This is a genomic window from Pseudomonas leptonychotis, from assembly GCF_004920405.1.
GTDB lineage: Bacteria > Pseudomonadota > Gammaproteobacteria > Pseudomonadales > Pseudomonadaceae > Aquipseudomonas > Aquipseudomonas leptonychotis.
This window is the reverse complement of record NZ_RFLV01000002.1, coordinates 775,327-798,012: the sequence shown is the minus strand read 5'-3', so window position 1 is coordinate 798,012 and position 22,686 is coordinate 775,327. Positions and strand designations below refer to the sequence as shown.

General features: G+C 59.2%; 18 protein-coding genes and 1 pseudogene. 5 read left to right on the top strand and 14 right to left on the bottom strand.

Features of this window, described 5'->3' with window-relative positions; translation table 11 throughout:
* Together D8779_RS14340 and D8779_RS14335 are read left to right on the top strand one after the other, a co-directional pair.
* Nucleotides 1–108, top strand: a 108-nt coding sequence (locus tag D8779_RS14340) for an IS3 family transposase (RefSeq protein ID WP_136665141.1), incomplete at its 5' end; no start/stop codon positions are given.
* A 28-nt stretch (nt 109–136) separates the two neighbouring features.
* Nucleotides 137–565, top strand: coding sequence for a hypothetical protein (locus tag D8779_RS14335; RefSeq protein ID WP_136665177.1), 429 nt, complete (start codon nt 137–139; stop codon nt 563–565).
* Nucleotides 566–573: 8 nt separating this feature from the next.
* Here the strand turns inward: D8779_RS14335 and D8779_RS14330 are convergent, their stop codons facing one another.
* From D8779_RS14330 to D8779_RS14310, 5 genes and pseudogenes are all read right to left on the bottom strand, one after another.
* On the bottom strand, nt 574–822 hold the full coding sequence (locus D8779_RS14330; protein ID WP_136665140.1) for a YheU family protein: 249 nt from the start codon (nt 820–822) through the stop codon (nt 574–576).
* Between the two features lie 69 nt (nt 823–891).
* Nucleotides 892–3,645, bottom strand: coding sequence for a hybrid sensor histidine kinase/response regulator (locus tag D8779_RS14325; protein ID WP_136665139.1), 2,754 nt, complete (start codon nt 3,643–3,645; stop codon nt 892–894).
* 82 nt (nt 3,646–3,727) lie between these two features.
* Nucleotides 3,728–4,918, bottom strand: a complete 1,191-nt coding sequence (locus D8779_RS14320) for an osmoprotectant NAGGN system M42 family peptidase (RefSeq protein ID WP_136665138.1) — start codon at nt 4,916–4,918, stop codon at nt 3,728–3,730.
* A 207-nt stretch (nt 4,919–5,125) separates the two neighbouring features.
* Nucleotides 5,126–6,884, bottom strand: a pseudogene (gene ngg, locus D8779_RS14315) (N-acetylglutaminylglutamine synthetase).
* A gap of 120 nt (nt 6,885–7,004) precedes the next feature.
* Nucleotides 7,005–8,774 carry an N-acetylglutaminylglutamine amidotransferase gene (locus tag D8779_RS14310; RefSeq protein ID WP_136665136.1) on the bottom strand — a complete coding sequence of 590 codons (1,770 nt, stop codon included), beginning with the start codon at nt 8,772–8,774 and terminating at the stop codon, nt 7,005–7,007.
* A gap of 112 nt (nt 8,775–8,886) precedes the next feature.
* On the opposite strand from D8779_RS14310, the gene D8779_RS14305 reads away from it, so the two are divergent.
* Nucleotides 8,887–9,360 carry a MarR family winged helix-turn-helix transcriptional regulator gene (locus D8779_RS14305; protein WP_136665176.1) on the top strand — a complete coding sequence of 158 codons (474 nt, stop codon included), beginning with the start codon at nt 8,887–8,889 and terminating at the stop codon, nt 9,358–9,360.
* A gap of 41 nt (nt 9,361–9,401) precedes the next feature.
* Here the strand turns inward: D8779_RS14305 and dacB are convergent, their stop codons facing one another.
* On the bottom strand, nt 9,402–10,850 hold the full coding sequence (dacB, locus tag D8779_RS14300) for a D-alanyl-D-alanine carboxypeptidase/D-alanyl-D-alanine endopeptidase (protein ID WP_136665135.1): 1,449 nt from the start codon (nt 10,848–10,850) through the stop codon (nt 9,402–9,404).
* A gap of 233 nt (nt 10,851–11,083) precedes the next feature.
* On the opposite strand from dacB, the gene D8779_RS14295 reads away from it, so the two are divergent.
* Nucleotides 11,084–11,425 (top strand): YggL family protein, encoded by a 342-nt coding sequence (locus D8779_RS14295; protein ID WP_136665134.1) that lies wholly within the window; start codon nt 11,084–11,086, stop codon nt 11,423–11,425.
* Between the two features lie 202 nt (nt 11,426–11,627).
* Here D8779_RS14295 and D8779_RS14290 read toward each other — a convergent pair whose 3' ends face one another.
* From D8779_RS14290 to D8779_RS14260, 7 genes are all read right to left on the bottom strand, one after another.
* Nucleotides 11,628–14,585 (bottom strand): HD domain-containing phosphohydrolase, encoded by a 2,958-nt coding sequence (locus tag D8779_RS14290; protein WP_136665133.1) that lies wholly within the window; start codon nt 14,583–14,585, stop codon nt 11,628–11,630.
* A 114-nt stretch (nt 14,586–14,699) separates the two neighbouring features.
* Nucleotides 14,700–15,776, bottom strand: coding sequence for an FUSC family protein (locus tag D8779_RS14285; RefSeq protein WP_136665132.1), 1,077 nt, complete (start codon nt 15,774–15,776; stop codon nt 14,700–14,702).
* Nucleotides 15,777–15,779: 3 nt separating this feature from the next.
* Nucleotides 15,780–17,111 (bottom strand): deoxyguanosinetriphosphate triphosphohydrolase, encoded by a 1,332-nt coding sequence (locus D8779_RS14280; protein WP_136665131.1) that lies wholly within the window; start codon nt 17,109–17,111, stop codon nt 15,780–15,782.
* A 94-nt stretch (nt 17,112–17,205) separates the two neighbouring features.
* Nucleotides 17,206–18,369 carry an EAL domain-containing protein gene (locus D8779_RS14275; protein WP_136665130.1) on the bottom strand — a complete coding sequence of 388 codons (1,164 nt, stop codon included), beginning with the start codon at nt 18,367–18,369 and terminating at the stop codon, nt 17,206–17,208.
* A 74-nt stretch (nt 18,370–18,443) separates the two neighbouring features.
* The gene (locus D8779_RS14270) at nt 18,444–18,800 is read right to left on the bottom strand and encodes a hypothetical protein (RefSeq protein ID WP_136665129.1); all 357 of its coding nucleotides are present in this window, start codon (nt 18,798–18,800) and stop codon (nt 18,444–18,446) included.
* Entirely contained in the window at nt 18,797–19,180 is a 384-nt protein-coding gene (locus tag D8779_RS14265; RefSeq protein ID WP_136665128.1) for a phage holin family protein, read from the bottom strand. The genes D8779_RS14270 and D8779_RS14265 overlap by 4 nt, the downstream gene beginning before the upstream one ends.
* 152 nt (nt 19,181–19,332) lie before the next feature.
* Nucleotides 19,333–19,650 (bottom strand): ElaB/YgaM/YqjD family protein, encoded by a 318-nt coding sequence (locus D8779_RS14260; RefSeq protein WP_136665127.1) that lies wholly within the window; start codon nt 19,648–19,650, stop codon nt 19,333–19,335.
* Between the two features lie 377 nt (nt 19,651–20,027).
* Between D8779_RS14260 and D8779_RS14255 the strand changes: the two genes are divergently transcribed.
* A complete protein-coding gene (locus D8779_RS14255) occupies nt 20,028–21,236 on the top strand; it encodes an ammonium transporter (RefSeq protein ID WP_136665126.1) in 1,209 nt (402 codons plus the stop codon).
* A 72-nt stretch (nt 21,237–21,308) separates the two neighbouring features.
* Here the strand turns inward: D8779_RS14255 and D8779_RS14250 are convergent, their stop codons facing one another.
* Entirely contained in the window at nt 21,309–22,556 is a 1,248-nt protein-coding gene (locus D8779_RS14250) for an OprD family porin (protein WP_136665125.1), read from the bottom strand.
* Nucleotides 22,557–22,686: the final 130 nt, after the last annotated feature.

Genomic DNA, 22,686 nt, shown 5'->3' with positions numbered 1-22,686 from the left:
GATTACATCGAGATGTTCTACAACCCAAAACGCCGACACGGTTTCAACAATCAGCTGTCGCCTGTAGAGTTTGAAAAGCGCTATTTCCAGAGGTTGGAGAGTGTCTAGAAAACCAGGGGCGATTCAGAGTGCCTGCGTGGAGTCCGAATCCATCGTTTATGGTTGCATCCGTGACTGGCCCTCAGAGAGTCCGGCGGAGAGCCGTTTGCGCCGTGAAATAAACCGTCAGGTGCTTGATCAGCTCCCGGCAGGTGATGCCTGGAGTTTTCTTGGGCGGGAGATGTTTGCCTGCTGTGAACAGCCGGGCGATGGCTTGTACCAGACTCAAGTGATCCACTTTGGCGCCAGTTACCGCACCGTGGAGTATGAGTGGAGCCTGTGGATCAAGCAGTTCGAAGCGCTGCTCAAGCGCCTGTACTGGGCCAGTGCAGTGGTGCACCTGGAAACAGAGTTGAACGGTACGCACACCTTCCGCTGGGAGTCAGACAATGGCTTTCACAGCCCGCAAGAAGGTGAATTGCGCGTGCGCTGTGCCTGGGAGCGCGAGGGCGGCCTGCGCGGTTAGCAGGCCAGTTAATCCTCAAGCCCTTCCAGCGCATCCAGCCATTCTTTAGGCACATCGCGTTTCATCGCCAGCTGGCATTGCTGGCTGTCCGCATCGAAGACAATTACTGCCTGGCCTTTGCTCAGCGCGTGGCGTACTCGTTCGATACGTGTGTCGAGCGGGGTTTCATCACCATTATCGGTGCCGTCACGGGTGACGAAGTCTTCGATCAAGCGGGTCAGGGTGTCAGCTTCGAGCAGGTGGTAAGGGATCAGCACGGGGTAGCCTCCAGAGCGCAGCGGCGATGCTAACGCGCGTAGCCCTGGCTGGCCATGCTTGCTGAGCACTTATTGGGTGGGGGGTGTGGCTGGCTGCAGGTAGGCTTCTAGCGTGCTGTAGAGTTTGCTGCTGTCCAGCGGTTTGCCGAGAAAATCATTCATCCCTGATTCGGCCCCGTGCTGGCGATGCTCATCAAGAATGTGCGCGGTCAGAGCGATGATTGGCACGGCTGGCAGGTTGTGCGCACGTTCCAGGCGGCGGATCTGCCGGGTGGCTTCGAAGCCATCCATCTCCGGCATTTCGCAGTCCATCAGGATCAAGTGCGTGGCACTCGGGTCACGTTGGTATTCATTGAGCGCGGCCAAACCGTTGGTTACCAGGCGCACATTGTAGCCGCGCTTCTTCAGAAAGCCCTGAACCACCAACTGGTTTACCGGGTTGTCTTCGGCCACCAAGATGCACGGTGCGTTGCCAGTGTCGTTGTAGGTTTTCACAGGTGGTTTTATCTCGGCAACGCGTGGCTCTTCATAGAGCTCTAGCAGTGCACTGCGCAGTGCATTAATCGCCAGCGGTTGTGGCAGACCCAGCAAACGTAAGCCTGTCGGGTTGGGCAATTGCTGGCATTGCTCGGGTGCGCAGAGTAACAGCACGCGCTGACCGGGCAGCAACAGCGGGCGCAGTGAATCCAGCCAGTGCTGGATGCTACCCGGCCAAGGCGCCATCAGCACGAGCAGCGGTGGCGTGACGAAATCTTCTAAATAACCAAGCAGGGATTCCGGGTTCTGACAGCGCTCAGTGCGCATGCCCCAACGTCCTAGCAGTCGGCTCAGTGCGTCCAGACCGAGGCCGTCCAGGGACGTGAGCAGAGCAGTACGGCCTTTTAATAACTCGTACAGTGGGTCGCCGGGCAGAGGCTCGTCGGCTTGCGGGATGTCGAAGGCGAAGCGCGTGCCCTGGCCCGGTGTGCTCTGTACTTCGATGCGTCCGCCCATCATCTCCACCAGCTCCTTACTGATCGACAGGCCCAGGCCGCTGCCGCCATAACGGCGGGTGGTGCTGGAGTCGCCCTGCGCAAAGGATTCGAATAACTGAGTCAGGGCTTGATCGCTGATGCCGATACCGCTGTCGCTGATGGCGAACACCAGGTGCGGCTTACCTTGGGAATCGTTGCGCCGGCAAACGTTGAGCGCTACGTGACCTTCGGCGGTGAATTTCAGGGCATTACTGAGCAGGTTCATCAACACCTGCTTGAGCCGGGTTGGGTCGCCCTGGGCCCGACAGGGGACGCCGCTTTCCAGGCTGACATAGAGGCGCAGGCGTTTATCCAAGGCCTGCCCGGTGAACAAGCTGAGGGTTTCGGAAATCAGCTCTTCCAGGTCGAACTCAATGTGCTCAAGGCTGAGCTTGCCGGATTCGATCCGTGCGTAATCGAGGATGTCGTTGATCACCGCCATCAGCGAGCTGCCGGAGCTGGAAATGGTGTCGACGTAAAAACGCTGGCTACGGTCCAGTGGCGTTTCTTTGAGCAGTTGCAGCATGCCCAGCACGCCATTGAGTGGCGTGCGGATTTCGTGGCTCATCTTGGCCAAGAAACGGCTCTTGGCCAGGTTCTCGATTTCCGCCTGCTCGGCGGCGCGGCGTGACTGGAAGCCTTCTTCTTTGAGCAGGTTGATGCGGTCGGCCAGACCGATGGACAGGGTGATTAGCTCGATAGTGACGCCGATCTTCACCGCCGTGGCGCCAAACACGCCAAACACTTCCACACCTAACGAGCCGGTGGTGGCCTGGATAAAGGCGAACAGCAAAATGGCCCAGGCCAGGGTGTAGTAAGAGCCGTAGCGTACGCCGCGACGCCAGATATACAGACCGGTGAGCAGCAGGGTCAGTGAAACCAGCGACACCGTCACACTGGCCAGGATGTTCCACGCGCTGAAGCCGATCAGCGGCACCGAGAGTAGGCAGCCAGCGCAGACCAGCATTAATAGGCGCAGGCCGGTATCCAGGCGCGGGAAGTATTGTGGGGCATGCAGGAAGTGACGGCTGAACTGGATAGCGGTCAGGCAGTGCAAGTACATCAGGATGTAGATGCTCACCGATTGGAACGCCACATGTTCGGGCAACAGCTTGAACAGCATGCCGTCGAAACAGGCGGCCAGCAGGCCGACGTTGAGGTTGTAGGCCAGGTACCAAAGGTAGGCGGATTCACGCAGTGAGATAAACAGGAACAGGTTGTAGCAGAACATCGCGAACAGCACGCCGTAGAACGCACCGTTAAAACCCATGAGGTTTTCCTGGGCGGCGGCGCTGGCTTGGTAGGTGCTGAAGAACACCGGCATAAAGATCGTACTGCTGGTGCTGACCCGTATCAGCAGCGTGCTTTCTCCGCTGGCTACGTCGAGTGGGAACCAGAAATTACGCACCTGCACGGGGCGTTGGGAAAAGGCGTAGCGGTCACCGCTTTCCTGCATGTGCCACGGGCCATCGGCCGTGCGGATATACACCTGCAGGTGATCAAGCAGCGGATAGTTGACTTCCAGATACCCGGCCAGGCTATGCGTCAGGCTGTTATTGAGTTTGAGCTTGAACCACCAGACCGATTCATTCTTGCCGAGGTTCGCGTGCGGGCCTTGCACCGGGGTAAAGCGCTGGTCAGCCAGTGCACCGACCTGTTCGATGCTCATGCTGCCCTGTGGGTCTTCCAAGTAGGCCATGGACGGCCCCAGCGACAGGCGTAGGTCACTGCTGTCCAGCGTTGCAGGCGATAGCGCCCACGCCGGGCCGCAGAGCCAGAACAATACCAATGCCAGCCATATCCGAGGCATTCACCAACCTCATTATTATTATCTGGGGCCTGATAGTTGGCTCCGCGTCATGCCATCACTTTGCCCGGATGCGCGCAGCCCTTCAAGCGTCCTGATCGCGTGGGCGCAACAAGCTGTCGACAGTGGGTACGCGGGTGTCACTTTCCATCTGTGCATCGTGTTCCAGTTGATGGCTGAAGCGCTCTAGCGAGCCCTGTGCCGGTTGAGCATCGCTGGCAAATACCGGCGGGCTGAGCATGTAGGCGGTGAGCAGGCGGCTGAGAGCCTTGAGGCTGTCGATATGTGTGCGCTCATAGCCGTGGGTGGCATCACAACCAAAGGCCAGCAAGGCCGTGCGGATGTCATGGCCGGCAGTCACGGCTGATTGTGCGTCGCTGTGGTAGTAGCGGAACAGGTCGCGGCGCACCGGCACTTCATGCTCGCTGGCCAAACGCAGCAGCTGGCGCGACAGGTGATAGTCGTACGGGCCGCCAGAGTCCTGCATGGCCACACTGACGGTGTGTTCGCTGGATTGCTGGCCCGGTGCAACCGGGGCGATGTCGATGCCGACAAACTCGCTGACATCCCAAGGCAGGGCGGCAGCGGCTCCGGAACCGACTTCCTCGGTGATGGTGAACAGCGGGTGACAGTCGATCTCCAGCTCAAGGTCGTTATCCTTGATGGCTTTGAGCGCGGTGAGCAGGGCCGCAACGCCAGCCTTGTCGTCCAGATGGCGAGAGCTGATATGGCCGCTTTCGGTGAACTCCGGCAGCGGGTCAAACGCGACGAAATCACCCACCGAAATGCCCAGCGACTCGCAGTCGGCGCGGGTGCTGCAATACGCATCCAGGCGCAGCTCGATATGGTCCCAACTGATTGGCAACTGGTCCACGGCGGTGTTGAAGGCGTGCCCTGAGGCCATCAATGGCAGCACGCTGCCGCGAATCACGCCGTGATCGGTAAATACGCTGACGCGGCTGCCTTCGGCGAAACGGCTTGACCAGCAACCCACTGCCGCCAGACCCAGGCGACCGTTGTCTTGCAGCTCGCGGACGATGGCGCCAATCGTATCCAAGTGCGCCGATACGGCGCGGTCGGGGCTGCTCTGTTTACCTGTGAGGGTGCCGCGAATGGTGCCGCGGCGGGTCATCTCGAAGGGGATGCCAATCTCTTCTAAGCGTTCGGCTACATAACGCACGATGGTGTCGGTAAAGCCGGTAGGGCTGGGAATGGCGAGCATTTCCAGCAATACCTTTTGCAGATAATCGAGATCAGGTTCAGGGAGTTGCTGCATATAAGTTCTCCTGGCGAAAATTGTCTGGGCGGTCTGCGATCTCGTAGGGTGGATGAGGCTTTATCCATCCACCCAATCGCGATGGTGGATGAGAAAGGCGTCAGTTATGCGCCCCGATCCACCCTACACAGTTCTGGTCCCGATAAGGCCTGGTGCACCGGGTCGGTAGTGACCCGGATTGCGCCGTATATCGCGGTTCTGTGAGGTTCAATCCACACGGCTGAGTGGAAACAGCAGGTCGATAAAGCGTTCGGCCGTCGGTTGCGGCTGATGATTGGCCAAGCCGGCGCGCTCGTTGGCCTCGATAAATACGTACTCGGGCTGGTCGGCAGCGGGTACCAGCAGGTCGAGGCCAACCACGGGAATGTCCAGGGCGCGGGCTGCTTTAACTGCGGCATCCGCCAGTACTGGGTGGAGGATGTCGGTGACATCCTCCAGGCTGCCGCCGGTGTGCAGGTTGGCGGTTTTGCGCACAGCCAGACGTTGCCCGGCTGGGAGCACGCTGCTGTAGTCGACCCCGGCGGCATGCAGGGTGCGCAGGGTTTCGGCGTCCTTGGGGATGCGGCTTTCACCTTCGGTAGCGGCTTGCCGGCGGCGGCTCTGTGCATCGATTAACTCGCCGATACTGTGTTGGCCGTCGCCCATCACTTCAGCGGGGCGGCGAATGGCGGCGGCCACCACGGCAAAGCCGATCACCAGAATGCGCAAGTCATCGCCCTGATGAAAGCTTTCCAGTAGCACACGGCTGTCGAAGGTGCTGGCGCGCTCGATGGCGTCCTGCATATCCAGCGATGTACGCAGGTCCACGGCTACGCCTTGGCCTTGTTCGCCGTCCACCGGTTTGACCACCACACTGCCGTGTTCGGCAAGAAACGCCGCATTTTCTTCGGCGCTGCCCGCTAAACGCTGGGCGGGCAGAAGCAGACCTGCCTGGGCCAGGGCGCGGTGGGTCAGGCGCTTGTCCTGGCAGAGGGTCATGCTCACCGCACTGGTCAGGTCGCTCAGCGACTCGCGGCAGCGGATGCGTCGACCGCCATGATTGAGGGTGAAGAGACCGGCTTCGGCATCGTCCACCTGCACATCGATGCCACGGCGCAGGGCTTCATCGACGATGATCCGAGCGTAGGGGTTCATCGGTGTATGCGGGCCCGGGCCGATAAACAGTGCTTCATTGATACCGTTTTTGCGCTTGATGCTGAAGGTCTGCAGTTCACGAAAGCCCAGCTTGGCGTAGAGCCCTTTGGCTTGGTCATTGTCGTGCAATACGGACAGGTCCAAGTGGCTGAGGCCTCGGCTCATAAAGTGCTCAATCAGGTGGCGCACCAACACCTCGCCAACACCCGGTCGGCTGCAGTGCGGGTCTACCGCCAGGCACCAGAGGCTGCTGCCGTGATCCGGGTCCTGATAGGCCTTGTGATGATTAAGGCCCATGACGCTGCCGATCACTGCTCCGCTGTCTTCATCTTCGGCCAGCCAATACACCGGGCCTCCCAGATGGCGCGGGGTGAGTTTTTCAGGCTCGATGGGCAGCATGCCGCGTAGCTGGTAGAGGGTGTTGATTGCCTGCCAATCCGCTTCGTTCTGCGCCCGGCGCACCCGATAGCCACGAAAGCCACGGCGCGCCTGGCGGTAGTCGGTGAACCACAGGCGCAAGGTGTCGGAGGGGTCAAGAAATAACTGCTGCGGCGCCTGGGCCAGTACTTGGTGTGGGGCGGCCACATATAAGGCAATGTCGCGCTCGCCGGCTTGCTCATTCAGCAGATCACTGGCCAGGGTGGCGGGGTCTGGGTAAGTGTGACCGAGCAACAGACGACCCCAGCCGCAGTGCACGGCTTTCGGCTGGCCCAACTGGCTGCCGGGTGCTTCGGCAAAGCGCGCCTGTAGACGCTCGTAGGAGGGCGTCTGGCCGCGCAGCAGGCGTTGGTTGATGGCGTTGGCGCGCATGGGAATGTCCCTCGTCCTCTATCGCTACGCCCCCGGTCTGCAGGGGCGTGGGTTGTGCCGTGACACCACGGATTAGATCCGGGTTAGGCTGTGCGCAGATACGCGTAGGGTGGATGTGCTATCACCCTATGCACTACGAGTCCTACAGGCCGTGTTCGTTCAACCACAGATTGAGCGCCGCCATCTGCCACAACTTGGAGCCACGCAGCGGGGTCAGCTGGCCATGTGGGTCACTCAGTAAGCGGTCAAGCATCGCTGGGTTAAACAGGCCGCGATCCTGGCTGGGGTCCAGCAAGAGGTCACGTACCCAACCCAGCGTAGCGCCTTCCAGATGCTTGAGGCCCGGTACCGGGAAGTAGCCTTTGGGCCGATCAATCACCTCGCTGGGGATGACCTGGCGCGCAGCTTCCTTGAGCACGTGCTTGCCGCCGTCGGGCAGCTTGAAACGCCCAGGAATGCGTGCGGAAAGCTCGGCCAGACGGTAATCGAGGAACGGCGTACGCGCTTCCAAGCCCCAGGCCATGGTCATGTTGTCGACCCGCTTAACCGGGTCATCGACCAGCATCACCGTGCTGTCCAAGCGTAGCGCCTTGTCCACTGCAGCGACTGCGCCGGGCTGGGCGAAGTGCTCACGGACGAAGTCACCCGCGGCATCGCCAGTCAGCCAGGCAGGTTGTACGCAGGCGGCGTATTCGTCGTAGTCACGATCGAAGAAGGCGGCGCGGTAGGCAGCAAAGGCATCGTCGGCGGCATCCACCTGCGGGTACCAATGGTAGCCGGCGAACAGCTCGTCGGCGCCCTGGCCGCTTTGCACCACTTTGCAGTGCTTGGCCACTTCCCGTGACAGCAGGTAGAAGGCGATGCAGTCGTGGCTGACCATCGGCTCGCTCATGGCGCGGAAGGCCGCCGGCAGCTGTTCGAGAATCTCATGCTCGCCGATGCGCAGCTGATGATGCTGAGTGGCGAAGCGTTCAGCGATCAGGTCGGAATACTGGAACTCGTCGCCGCGCTCGCCGCCGGCATCCTGAAAACCGATGGAGAAGGTCGAGAGGTTTTCCACCCCGGCTTCACGCAGCAGGCCAACCAGCATGCTCGAGTCGACTCCGCCAGACAGCAGCACACCAACATCTACAGCCGCACGCTGACGGATCGACACCGCTTCACGCATGCCGTCCAGCACGCGCTCTTTCCATTCGTCCAGACCAAAGCTGATTTCATCACGCTGCGGGCCGAACTCCAGGTTCCACCAGGTTTGCTGCTCGCAGTTACCTTTTGCGTCGATGCGCATCCAGGTTGCTGGTGGCAGTTTCTCCACGCCCGCCAGCAGGGTGCGCGGCGCAGGCACCACCGCATGGAAGTTCAGGTAATGGTTGAGCGCGATGGGGTCGAGGGTTTTGCCAATATCGCCACCGGCCATCAGCGCCGGCAGGCTGGAAGCAAAGCGCAGACGCTGGCCAGTACGTGACAGGTACAGCGGCTTAACGCCAAGGCGGTCGCGGGCAATGAACAACTCTTGGCTGTCACGCTCCCAGATCGCAAAGGCAAACATGCCGTTGAGCTTGGGCAGCAGGTCTTTGCCCCAGGCGTGATAGCCCTTGAGCAGAACCTCGGTGTCGCCGCCGGAAAAGAAGCGATAACCCAGCGCTTTCAGCTCGTCGCGCAGTTCCGGGTAGTTATAGATGGCGCCGTTGAACACCATGGATAGGCCCAGATCGCTGTCGATCATCGGTTGGCCTGAGGCTTCGGCGAGATCCATGATCTTCAGCCGGCGATGGCCAAGGGCAATCGGCCCTTGACTGTGAAAGCCATGCGCATTGGGACCGCGCGGGGCTAGGTGATGGGTGATCCGCTCGACTGCAGCCAGGTCGGCCGGTCGTTGGTCAAAGCGTAGTTCTCCAGCTATTCCGCACATAATTTTCCTTACCGGTGTGGCCGTTGGGGAGAGGCTCGAGATTGCCAAGCGTTTTACAGGAGAACAAAAAAATGCTTTGATGTCAAAGTTTAATGCTGCTTATAAGGCCTATATGTTAGATAAAAAGGTTTCTACTGAAATTGAATTTTCATCTGTTTGTGCGTTCGAATTGCCATTGTTTCAGGCATTACGGCGCCTGCAGCAAGCGGGTGAAGTGCATGCCAAGCGCCTCAGTCGATTTGGCGGATTAACACCGATGCAACTGATGATTTTGCAGGTGTTGGCGGGGGAAGCGCGCTTGACGGCCAGTGACCTAAGTAGCCGCGTCAGCCTGACGGCGGCGACCTTGTCGGGCATGCTGGATCGGTTGGAAGAGCGGGGGCTGTTACAGCGCCAACGTGATGATCAGGATCGCCGTAAACAGTGGTTGCTACTCAGCGAGCAGGGCCGCGCATTGTTGCAACAAGCGCCCAGCCTACTGCCGCCGGAGTTTGTTGCACGCTTTGCAGGACTCGAAGAGTGGGAGCGCTACAGCCTGACAGCTGCGCTATTACGCGCAGCGCAGCTGTGCGGCGAGATGGAATAAAAGCTGGGCGGCCACTGCTGCGCGCCGCTCGGCTTGGCCCGCTAGCGTTTGGCGCTGATTTTGGGCTGCTTATACAAATCCAATAACACCTGATCGAGAATCGACGAGGCACCCCACGGGCGCGGATCGTTGAGGATCGCCACCACGGCCCAGCTATTACCGTTGCTGTCGCGGCTGAAGCCGGCGATAGCGCGCACGTTGTTGAGGGTTCCGGTCTTGATCCGCGCCTCACCTACCAGCGGAGTGCGGTGCAGGCGTTTGCGCATGGTGCCGTCCATGGCCACCAACGGCAGCGAGGCCATAAATTCGGCGGCATAAGGGCTCTTCCAAGCGGCTTGCAACAGGGCGGCCATTTCCCGGGCGCTGACGCGCTCGGCGCGTGATAGCCCTGAACCGTTCTCCATCACCAGGTGCGGTGCGGTGATGCCTTTGCGGGCTAACCAGCTGCGAATAACCCGTTGCGCCGCCTTGCTGTCGTCTTGGTCAGCAGAGTTGCGAAACTGCGCGCCGATGCTAAGGAACAACTGCCGGGCCATGGTGTTGTTACTGTATTTGTTGATGTCGCGGATGATTTCCGTCAAGTCTGGGGAATAGGCGCGGGCCAGCAAGCGCGCTTTCTCCGGCGCCGGAGCGAGGCGGTCCTTGCCCATGATGCTGCCACCCAGTTCCTGCCAGATGGCGCGGATGGCACCTGCGGCGTAGCTCGGGTGATCGAGTAGCGACAGGTAGGTCTGCGAGCTGCAGCCTTCAGCCAACTTGCCGCTGACAATGACTGTGGTGCCATCGAACTCGGTCACCGGGTTGTAGCGCACATCCGGCCAACCTGGGCACTTGGCCGCGGGTAGGGCTTTAACGCGGTTATCGATGCGAATACTGGCGATCGGCGGCTCGGCAACAATATGCACCTTGCCGCCGTCGGTACGGGCGATAAAGCGCAGCGCTTTGAGGTTGACCAGCAGCGAGTCAGGGGTCACCAGAAAGGGCTTGTTACCGTCGCCGCTGTCGTCGTTGAAGCTAGGCAACTGCGGTTGCACGAAGTGGCTGCGGTCAAGCACCAGATCGCCGTTGATCTGCTGCACGCCATTAGCGCGCAGGTCACGCAGCAGTAGCCAGAGTTTCTCCATGTTCAGTTTGGGGTCGCCGCCGCCCTTGAGGTACAGGTTGCCGTTAAGCACACCATTCTTCAGTTGGCCGTCGGTAAAAAATTCGGTTTTCCACTGGTGAGTCGGCCCGAGCAATTCGAGCGCCGCATAGGTGGTGACCAGCTTCATGGTGGAGGCTGGGTTAACGGAGATGTCGGCATTAAAAAAGGTGCTGCTGCCGGGACCGTTGAGTGGCACGGTGACCACCGACAACGATTGGCTGTTGATCTTGTTGGCTTTGAGCGACTGTTGGACTTTGTTGGATATACCGCTAGTGGCGGCGGCCAGCGGTAGGCAAACAGGCAGTAGCAGGCCGGCAATGGCCAGGTTACGCAGGATTTTGATCATGGGGTGATGACCCTCCAGCTGAGGGGAGAAATGGCGCGAAGCAGATAAAGAGGTGCCATCGCGGGTTGGATAAGGGTGGCAATTATGCCCCAAGACAGGGCCGTCGGAGTGCCTGTAATTGCCATAGATAAGGCTTTTCTGTGGTTCGTTGGCCGACCTGTCGTCTTCGAAACGGGCGCGCAGGCCGCGAAACTGCTAGAGTGCCGCGCGTTATCACTCTTGAGGATTGTTCCATGGCTACTAATCGTTCCCGCCGTCTGCGCAAAAAACTCTGCGTGGATGAATTCCAGGAGTTGGGTTTTGAGCTGAACCTGAACTTCAAGGAAGACCTGGCTGATGCAGCTATCGATACCTTCCTTGAGCAGTTCCTGCTGGATGCCATGACTGCCAACGGTCTGGGTTATGTTGGCGGCGATGACTTCGGTCTGGTGTGTCTGGCCAAGCGTGGCTCGGTCAACGAAGAGCAGCGCGCAGCCGTAGAAGCCTGGCTCAAAGGCCGTGACGAGCTGGTGGACTTCACCGCCAGCCCGCTGATTGATGTCTGGTACCCAGACAATCAGATCAAGCAGGCCTAAGAATCGTCCACGATCTGCTGCGCGTTGGCCTGGCAGCGTTGCAAATGGCCTCGAGATGCTTATTTACACCACGTAAACTCTGCTCCCTCGGCCATTTTCACCTTGTCAGGCTCTAGCTCGCGAGATCGTGAATCGATTCTGCTGCTGTAAACGGGGTATGCATCGCGCATGCCCCGTTGTTGTTTTCCTCGCCACACCTCTTCTATTCGCTCAGGCCAGCCTTGGCCAGCAGCGCATCGTGATCGACTAGATCAATCTGCTCAGGACGTAAAAAACGTTCGGCGTAGCGCAGGTAGATTTTTTCCCGTACGAACAAACTGAACAGCTGCGGATCGATGTGCGCGCTTTTGCACATGCTCGCCATGATGTTGAGTGACTCAGACAACAGCTTGCCTTTCTTGTAGGGGCGATCCACGGCAGTCAGCGCTTCGAAAATATCGGCAATGGCCATTATCCGTGCCGGCAGGCTCATGTCCTCGCGTTTCAGCCGTTTCGGGTAACCGGTGCCGTCCATCTTTTCATGATGGCCGCCAGCGATCTCGGCCACGTTGCTCAGGTGCGGTGGGAAGGGCAGGTGGCTGAGCATGCGGATGGTTTGCACCATGTGCCCATTGATGATGAAGCGTTCTTCGTTGGTCAGGGTGCCGCGGCCAATACTCAGGTTATACAGCTCGCCGCGGTTATGTTTGTAGGCGGGTACGTCCAGCTTGAAGCCCCACGGATTATCTTCGGCAATCAGCTCACTGTCCGGCCGCTCAATCAGGTGCTCAGGTTTGTCGCTCAGTAGCGCCTCTTGCACCGGTAATGGCGGCGCGGGCGTACGTGACTGGCGCAGGTTCTCTTCCCAAGAAACCCCAAGGCGATCATCCAGCGTGCGCGTCCACGTGCGTGCGGCGATGCTGCGCAAGCGCGCCAGGTCGGCCTCGGCCATCGCTTCGCCACCCAGGTTGCAACGGGCGATAAAGGCAAACTCATTATCTAGGGTAACGAGCAGTTCATCGCGCACCTGGCCCAGGGTTGCGGCATCGCCGCCTTGACTGAGGTGTTGCCAGTAGCTGATCCACGCATCACGCTTGAGTACCTCGAAACGCATACGTACGTCATGAATGCGGTCGCTGATGGTTTCCAGTTTGGTGGCTTTGTCCACCACATACTCGGGTACGGTGACCTTGCCGCAGTCATGCAGCCAGGCGGCGATATGCAGGGCTTCCCATTCTTCGTCGCTGGGCTGGTAATCACTGAACGCAGCTTCGTCGCTTGTGGCTGCGGCGCGGGCGAGCATCAGGGTGATTTCCGGTACGCGTTGGCAATGACCCCCGGTGTAGGGGCTCTTGGCGTCGATAGCCCCGGCGATTAGCTGAATAAAGGCATCCAGCAATTTTTTCTGCTGATCAAGCAGGCGCTGGCTCTCGATACACAGGGCGGCGACTGCGGAGACGGCTTCGACATAGGCAATCCGCTCCGGGCGCAGCATGGCTAAGTCGTCCTCATCGCCGGTGTCGCGGTGCAGCAGTACAAGCACCCCCAGGGTCTGGCCCTGGCGGTTATGCAGGCCGGTACACACCAGGTGCGCGCGTGGGCTGTCGAGGGTGTGCAGCAGGCTCTGGAAACCCTGCGCATGTTCGAAGCCCAGCGCCACGGTGAGGCTGGCGCCACCCGTTGCTGTTTGCGCCAGCCAACTGGGCAGCTCAGCGTCGTCGGGGTCGAAGCTGGGGATGCGGTGCTCTTGCAGGTTTTGCTGCTGCTCGTCGATAAACAGGCCGTACGGTTCCAGGCGGCCGCTGCTGCTGTCGCGCAGGTAGAGCAAGCCGCCGCTGGCTTCACTGAGGTCGACGGTTTCGCGCAATACCCGGCGTAGTAGAGCATCGAAGCGGGTTTCTGCGGACAATGTGGCGGCAATATCGAGAAAACTGGAAATGGTCTCTTTCATGCGACCCATGGACACTGCCAGTTGATCGACCTCCTTGACGAAGGAGCGACCACTGGCCGGGTAGTCGAAGTTGAAACTGCGGATGGCTTCGGCTTCGGCCACCAGCAGACGCAAGGGCTTGACCAGGATATTGGACAGTAGCCAGCCAATCGGGATGCACAACAGCAAGATGCCCAGCGTCAATACCGCACCCTGCCAGCGGATGCGATATGCATCGGCCAGCAGCTCGCGTTCCGGGGCCAGCAAAGCCAAGCGCAACCCTTGCGGTCCGCCTTCACTGAATTGGCTATAGGCGATTTGCCAGCGTTGCTTGCCCAACTGCACAGCGCCCTGGCGATCCTGATCCAGGCCGAGGTTGAGAAATTCGGCCAACACCGGGCTGAGGTCCTTGACCTGCGCCAGTTGCAGTTTTTCCCCGGGAATAATCAAGCGCGAGCTGTCTGGATAGGCAACGGCACTGCCATCGGGGCTGTACAGCACCACTTCGGTGGAGGGCGTTAGGCGGTGTTCAGCCAGGGTGGCGGACAGGTCGTCAAGGGTCAGGTCGGCTGCGACAACGGCGGTATCGCTGCTTTTACGCGCAATGGTGGTGCCGATTTCTTGGGTGGAAAAGAAGGCATAAGGCGCGGTGGTGAAGTGCTTCTGGCTTTGCAGTGCGCTGTTGTACCAGGGACGGCTGCGCGGGTCGTAGGTTTCCTTGAGGTTCTGCCGGCGGCTAATGAGCTGCAGCTGAGCGTCGAAGAACAGGTATTCGGAATCCAGCCGCTGTTCGCTAATACGGTCAATGCTCCACACCTGATAGGCCGCATTGGCGGGTGCAAAGAAGATCTGCCGCAGTTTCTCACTGCGCAGCGGCCGCACCATAAAAAAGCCACCATCCCCGTAGCCGACATAGATTGAGGCCAGCTTGGGGTTGTCATGCAGGGCCTGGCTGAAAATCGGCAGCATGACCATGCGTTCATGGCGGTCACGGCCATTGATCTGCTCGTTGCGCGCGAGCAGGTTGATCATGTTACGTATCGGTTGGTAAGTGTTGTGCAGGTCTGTTTGCACTTCTTTGCGCATCTGGCCGAACAGCTGGTCGCTGCTGGTGAGGATGATGTTGCTGGTCTGCTGGTAGTTGAAGAAGCCCAGCACCACCCCTGAGCCCAGCAGCAGCAGGGTAAATAGCACGCTGATATGAATGTGGAGCGGAACACGCCGTTCCCTTGACCGTGGTTTCTGCTGCATCCCGCATGCCCCTAAATGCTATAGCCAAGGCCCAAGCATAGTGAAGGCTGAAGCGTTGTGCCTGGCTAACGGGTGTGGTTTTAAAGGGGGGGCGGCGGCGGTGCTTGTTGCGCCTTAGTCCGGTGCAGTAGGGCTGGTGGTGCGGGGCTTGCGCAGTAACTGTCGATGCTGCAACCAGTGCTCCAAACCATAGATCAGCAAGGCCACCAGCAGTGCTAGCGCAACGCCAATCAGGCTATTGAGCAGACGTACTTGCGGCAGTTGCCAGTCATTCGCCAGGCTTTCTGCCAACAGTACGAAACACACCGTGGTCTGCAGTACAAACAAACCGTAGTGGTTGGCCTGTAGGGCGCGGCTAAGGGCGATCAGCGGAAGCAATGTGGCCACCATCAGCGCCGGGTTCTGCAGGCTGTGCCCGAGCAGAAGTAGCAGTGCTGCTGCGCCAAAACTGGCCAGAATCGATTGCACGGCACGCACCAGGCTGCCCTGGAAGTCCAGCTGCAGGGTGGTCACCACCGTCAGCGTCAGCCAGTAGCCGCGATGCAGTTCTGCCAGGTTGACGATCAGGCCGGAGAGGGCAAAAGCCAGGGTGCAGCCCAGCGCATGCAGCCGCCATTTTTGTTGTGGCAGGCGCTTGGCGTGGCGTTTAAGCACTTTGAAAATGCTGATAAACCGCGGCATGTACGGCCACATACGTAGGCCATGCATGCCGCGTAAGCCGAAGGCCAGCAGCATTACCCAGAGCCCGCCAAGGATAAACAACATGGCAATGGCGTATGGGTTGTTCAGCGTACCGAGGCCTTGCTGGCCTTGACCCAGGCACAGGCAGATGGCCAGGCCAATGCCCAGCTTGCCGGCTTCGCTGCCAAAACGCTGCAACCAGGCGAGGAGAAAGCCGAACGCGGCAAAGATCATAAAGCTGGTGTAAGGGTGGCTGGCCGACCAGAAACCCAGGCCGGCGCTACAGGCTCCCAGACCGCACAGCATGAGCATGCGCAACATGCCGAGGCGGTGCAACGGGTTGGCCTGGGCTGCCTGAAAAGCACCTGCCGAGGCCCACAGAAACCCCGGGTGAGCGCTGAATAACCCCAGCAACAAGGGCAGTGCACAGCCCAAACCGGCGACCACGGCGGGGCCCCAGGCGGGTGGCCCGGCATGCCAGCTAAAGGTTTGTCGCAGTACGTTACTCATGGCTTATACCGGGCTCGAACGGCCCGTCATCTCGCGGGCCATTTCTGTAGCGTAGCTGTCGGTCATGCCGGCGATAAAATCGATCATGCGCAGAAATGAGGTGTACAGCGGCCAACTCGGGTCGGGCGCATTGTTGCCGAGTAGATCGAGGATACGGCGGTTCTTGAAGGACGGTGTACGGCCACCATGCTGTTCCAGCGCAGCGCCGCAGAAGGCATTGAGGAGGATTTCCAAGGTGGTGTAAGCGCCAATCTCGTGCAGGGTTTTGCGTTTGTCCTGGAAAATTTTCTGGCGTGCCATGTCTTTTGCGCTCTGCACGCACTGTTTGGCTGGGCCATGCATATGCTCAACCAGATCGCCTTGCAGCGTGCCGGCGAGCAGGGCGTCCTGCTGTTCGACAAAAGCCTCGGCGGCGGCATTGGTCAGGTGTTCGATGGCTTTACCGCGCAGAATCGCCAATTTGCGCCGCTTGGAATCGTCCGGGCCCAATTGACGGTATGTTTCCGGTAGGTCATCGCCGACCAGATTGAGCAGCAGTGCTTCGACTTCGCTGTATTCAAGCAGCTCCATTTCCAGGCCGTCTTCCAGGTCGATCAGGCCGTAGCAGATGTCATCTGCGGCTTCCATCAGATACACCAGCGGGTGACGCGCCCAGCGCTGTTCTTCCAGTTGCGGCAATCCCAGTTTGCCGGCGATCTGCTCCAGCAGCGGCAACTCGTTCTGGTAGCAGCCGAACTTGTGTTTTTTGTAACCCAGGGCTTCGGCATGGCGCGCCGTCCAGGGGTATTTCAGGTAAGTGCCGAGTGTGGCGTAGGTCAGCCGTGTGCCGCCGTCGAACTGGTGGTATTCCAGTTGGGTGAGTACGCGAAAACCCTGAGCGTTACCCTCGAAGCTAAGGAAGTCGCCGCGCTCGGCCGCGCTCATCGAGTCCAGCCAGCCACGCCCGGCAGCCTGCTGAAACCAATGGCGGATGGCATCTTCGCCGGAGTGACCGAAGGGCGGGTTACCGATGTCGTGAGCCAGGCAGGCAGACTGTACAACCATGCCCATGTCACTTGGCTCGCACCAATCGGGCAGCGCATCACGGATCATTTCCCCCACACGCATGCCCAGGGACCGGCCCACACAACTGACCTCCAACGAATGGGTCAGGCGGGTGTGGATATGGTCGTTGCTGGAAACCGGATGCACCTGGGTCTTGCGCCCCAGGCGGCGGAAGGCACCCGAGAAGATGATGCGGTCATGGTCTTTATGAAACGGTGTGCGGCCCAGTTCGGCGACGCTGTGCGTCGGCTTGCCGAGCCGTTCACGGTTGAGCAGGGTTTGCCAATCCAAGGTATATCCTCGCCGTTACCTGGCTATAGCCAACTAGCTTCGGGGTTATATGCCGATGATGCAAGGCGTAGAGGGCGGCTTATACGCTGTGCAGCTAAAACCCGGCGGCGTCGATATCGATCAACAACAGCTTTTTACCATTGTCGATAAATTGTCCTGCGGTCATGCAGTACTGGTTGGTGGTGGCATCGCGGTAGGTGCTGGAGAGAATCAACCGACGTTCTTCCCAGCCTTCGGCTAACAGCTGATAGAAGTACGGCCGCCATGACCAGTTATGCCCGACATAGCGTGCATCGCTGTGCCAATGTGGCTCGCGCCACTCTAGGTTGGCGGTCAGCTGGGTGCCGTATCGGTCGCATTGGAAGATGCGCAGCAACCAAGGCGAGGTGTGTGGCTGCGGCTGCTGGTCAGCGTGCGCACCGTTTTCGATCCAATCCTTGAAGCTGTTCATCAGTTCGCCCAGCTGCTGGCGCAAGGTCATCAAACGCGCACGTTCGGCGAGTTTTTGTTGCACGTAATGATCGCGCAGCTGGGCAAAACGGTTGACGAATGCATTGCTGTTGAAAAAGCGCTCTTCAGGTTTGGCAAACAGATAACCCTGTACATAGCGCGCGCCGCACTCCAGGGCGAAGTCCAGCTCGGCCTCAGTTTCCACACCCTCGGCAATGATCCAGCAGCCGGTCTTTTCGGCCATTTGCGCGAGGGCTTTGACCACTTCGCTGCTGGGGCCGCCACGCGCCGCTTGCTGAAACAAACGCATGTCCAGTTTGAGGATGTCGGGTTGTAAAGCCAGCACACGATCAAGCTGCGAGTAGCCCGCGCCAAAATCGTCAATCGCGATGCGAGCACCGGCTTGTCGATAGCGTTCGACGACGCCGGGTAAGCGACTACTGGCGCCTCCCAGTTCGGTGATTTCAAAAACAATGCGCGTCGGGTCGATACCGCTGCGTTCCAGCTGTTTCAAGCTGGGTAAGGCTTGCTCTGGGCGTAGCCGGCTGATCCAGCGCGGTGAGATATTCAGGCTCAGAAACCAATCCGGCGGGGCTTCATGAAAGCGTGCCAAGGCTTGTTCACGTACCTCTCGGTCGAGGCGGCGCAGAGGCGTGAGCGGGGTTTTCGGATCGTTGAACAGCGGGCCTGCAGAGTGCAGCCGGCCATCATCGCGGCGCAGTCGCGCGAGCGCTTCGACACCGGCGATGCGGCCCGTGGCGGTATCAATAAAAGGTTGGAATACCGCAAGCGGTTGACCGTCGAACACTGCGCAGTTCCTTAGCCAAGCAAGACGCCCTCGTGGGCGGCGAAGCTAGGTGACTAAGCAAGATTGTAGCCAGCTCAATCCTCTGTGCGTGAATCGTTACTCGTTCCTGCTGGCGTGTCCGAGCGCCGCGGCGGATTACGTCTAAGCAGGGGGAAGGCGACAAGAGCGATGCGCAGCCAGCGACGCCAATGGCCGCGGCGAATACCAATAGTGGCCAGCAGCAGCGAACCGCCTGCGACCCAAAGTGGTGCGTTGCTATTGCCCATTTCTTCACGCCAGTGGTTACGCCAGTACTGAGCCTGACGCAGTGGCTGCAGCATCACCAAGGTTTCGTGGCGCAGCTCTTGACGGTGCATTTGCAGGCGCATGCGCAGCAAGGTTTTGCGCAGCTCGCGGCGCGATGCTTTAGCGGGTAATTCGGGCATGGTCATGGCAGCAGTTGCTCCCGGTCGCGCGCTAGCTCTTCAAGGCTGGCACTGAAAGGTGCAGGGGCATTGTGTACGCGCTGCAACAGCGTAATCAGAGCGCTTAGCAAACCCAGCGCATAAAAACCGCACAGGCCGCTGATGACCAGCAGGCGGTGAGTTTCCCAAAAGGCAATGAGCAGCGCGGCGGACAAACCGATGATCAACAGCAGGCCAAACAACAGGCTCAGGCTGGTCAGCACCAGCAAGTTCAGCGTATGGCTTTGCTGCTCTTTGAGTTCCTCACCAAACAGCGCGATGTGGCCCTGCAGTAAACCCAGCAAGGCGCCAGCAAATCGCCGGGGCGAACTGCCGCGACTTGGCGGGGTGGGCGGTGTTGCGTCCATTGATGTTCTCTTTTGCAAGCCGTTGAAAAATTTAAGCGAGGCAGCCGATACAGGGCAAAGCAGGCCAGAAGCGCAGTTTACGTGTTGTAAGTGGGCATTTTGTGCCTGCTTGATCGCAGTATCGGCGCCGCAGATAGTTTTTCAATAACCGACTAACGGCGGGTGATCAGCATACCCAGCAGTAAGCCAATGGCGGCAGCAATGCCAAGTGTCTGCCAGGGATGAGTCTGTACATAGCCCTCGGTGGCTTCAATAGCTGCTTTGCCACGTGCATGCAGGGCATCTTCGGCATTGTGCAGGGTGCTGCGCGCACGGCCTAGGCTGCTACGGATTTGCTCGCGCAGTTCTTCAGCCTGCTCGCCGGCGAGGCTGGCGGAATGCTGCAGCAAGCTTTCAGTGTCGCGAACCAGTGCCTGGAATTCGTTTAGTAATTGATCAGAGTTGGACGATACGGGGGTTTTACGAGCCATGGTGTCTCTCCTATAACGAGGCAGTGTAGGGGGTTCGAGTCCACTACGGGGCCGTGGTTCCTTTTTTCTTCGGTAGACCGGCAGCTGAAAGGGCAGTGACGGCTGGTACAGCGCTTGCATTAAGCTGGTGCGCACTCTTGCAAATATGCTCTTTTATAGGGCTGCAAGGGTTCTGGCCTGGACGCCGTGGTGCACCAATAACTTCTTAATAACTATGGAATAAGTACCTCAATGCAAGGTTCAGGCAGCACTGGTTTGGTGCTGCATAAGCCCGGTATAGGCAAAGTGGGTGAGGATGAATGCTGCTATATGGTGCGCATTTGCCGGTTTGTGATCCGCTTTGGTGCTTTTTCCCCGCGACGGAGTTTTCTTCGCAGATGGAAAACATCAACAGTGCTGTGGAAACCCTGATTCACGGCTCCAATACTCTGTTTATCCTGCTCGGTGCCGTAATGGTGCTGGCCATGCACGCCGGTTTTGCCTTTCTTGAGGTGGGTACAGTCAGGCAGAAGAATCAGGTCAACGCCTTGTCGAAGATCATCTCCGACTTTGCTGTGTCGGCTCTGGCTTACTTCTTTGTCGGTTACTGGATCGCCTATGGCGTGACCTTTCTTGAGCCCGCCAGTGTGCTGACTGAAGGTCACGGTTATGGCTTGGTGAAATTCTTCTTCTTGCTGACCTTCGCTGCAGCCATCCCGGCGATCATTTCTGGCGGTATTGCCGAACGTGCCAAGTTCGGCCCCCAGTTGTGTGCCACGGTGTTGATTGTCGCCTTCATCTACCCGTTCTTCGAAGGCATCATCTGGAACGGTAATTACGGCGTACAGGCCTGGTTGCAAGCGCAGTTTGGCGCAAACTTCCATGACTTTGCTGGTTCGGTGGTGGTGCATGCGATGGGGGGGTGGCTGGCCTTTGGTGCGGTGATCCTGCTGGGTCGTCGTGACGGTCGTTACCGTGAAGGCCGCTTAGTGGCCTTTGCACCGTCGAATATTCCATTTCTCGCTCTGGGCTCGTGGATTCTGATAATCGGCTGGTTCGGCTTTAACGTGATGAGCGCGCAGACCCTCGGCAGCGTCAGTGGCCTGGTAGCCGTCAATACCTTGATGGCGATGGTCGGCGGTACGGTGGCGGCCTTGTTTGTCGGGCGCAATGACCCGGGCTTCCTGCACAACGGCCCGCTCGCAGGTCTTGTGGCTGTGTGCGCCGGGTCGGATCTGATGCACCCGGTTGGCGCCCTGGCCACTGGCGCGATTGCCGGTGCGTTGTTTGTTTGGGCATTCACCGCAACCCAGGTGAAATGGAAAATCGACGACGTGCTCGGCGTCTGGCCGTTGCATGGTCTGTGTGGCGTATGGGGCGGGATTGCCTGCGGTATTTTTGGTCAGCAAGCGCTGGGTGGTCTGGGTGGCGTGAGCTTGGCCAGTCAGTTTATCGGTACTGGGTTGGGTGTGCTGGTGGCCCTGATTGGCGGCGTGCTGGTGTACGGCGTGCTGAAAGTTACTGTGGGCATCCGCCTCAGCCAGGAAGAGGAGTATTACGGTGCTGACCTGTCGATCCACAAAATCGGTGCCGTCAGTCAGGACTGATTGCACGCACTGAATGCAAAAGGCCCGGACAGTGTCCGGGCCTTTTTATTGCAGTCGTTTAGGTGGTGAGATTTAGAGCAGTGGCAGGGTGTAGCTGACGATCAGGCGGTTCTCGTCGAGGTCGCCGATGCTGGCATTGGAGCGCACCATCGCGTTACGCCAGCGCAGTGCCAGGTTCTTGAAGGTGCCTTCCTGAATGGTGTAGCTGACATCGAAGTCGCGTTCCCATTCTTTGCCGTCACGGCCGCGAGTGCCGTCGAAACCATCACCTTTTACGTAGCGGACGAAGGCACCAAGACCCGGCACGCCGTAGCTGGCGAAGTTGATGTCATAACGTGCCTGCCAGGATTTTTCGTCTTTACGGGTAAAGTCGAGAATTTGCAGGTAGTTGACGATATAGGGGTCGGTTTCCGTCAGGAATGGGAAGGCATTGTCGCCATCAACCTTTTGGTAACCCAGGCGGAAGGTGTGTGCGCCGGTCGCTGCCCAGAGATTGACCGAGGTCAGGTCGTTGTCCAGCTTGCCGCCGAGTCGGCTGCCGTTATCCTGGGAGTCAAAATAGGCCAGGTTACCGCCCAGTTTCCAGTCACCGATGGGTTGCACGTGGATCAGGTTGTAGAGCTTCTGGTCGTAGATGTCTTCCAGCTCGCCGTACCACAGGCCGACAGTGGTGTTACCTGCGTTGAATTTATAATCACCACCGGCGAAGTTGTAGCGGTCACTCTCACCGCCGACGTTGCTGGCGGTGATGTCCTGGCTGTCGGTGGAGTTGCGGAAGTTCACTTCGCGCAGCTGCCCGCCATTGAAGGTTAGGCCTTCAATTTCCTGGGAAGTGAGCATGGCGCCGGTAAACACTTGAGGCAGCAGGCGTGAATCGCCGGAGGCCACGATAGGCAGCTTGGGCATCAGGCCGCCGACTTTACCGATGGTCTTGGACAGCCGCACTTTGGCCGCTGCGGTGGCTTCGGAATACTCGCCTGGCCCCTCATCGCCAAACGAATTGGGTAGCAGGTTGGTGCCGGCGCGTTCATCAGATGAACTGAGTTTCAAACCCAGTCCGGCATAGGTATCCAGACCAAAGCCCACGGTGCCCTCGGTAAAGCCCGATTCGGCTTTAAAGAGAATGCCCTGGGCCCACTCTTCTCGCTTGGATTGCTGCGCCGAAGTAGTCTCGCGCAGGTCGCGGTTCATATAGAAGTTGCGCAGCTCAAGGGTGGCTTTGCTGTCTTTGATAAATTCTGCCTGCGCCAGTGATGGCAGGATGAGGCAGGTGCCCAGTGTGGCGAGTGCCACAGCGCGAGCGAGGGGAGATTGAGTCATTATTGTTAGCTCCTCGTGTGTGCGGGTCGGCTTGTGGCCGATCTGTTACAGCGAGGCGCAATAAAGCATGCGCACGCGCGCTTAGCCTTTAGACTTTGGTCTGCTCGCGGGCGGCCCGATTGGCGCAGGA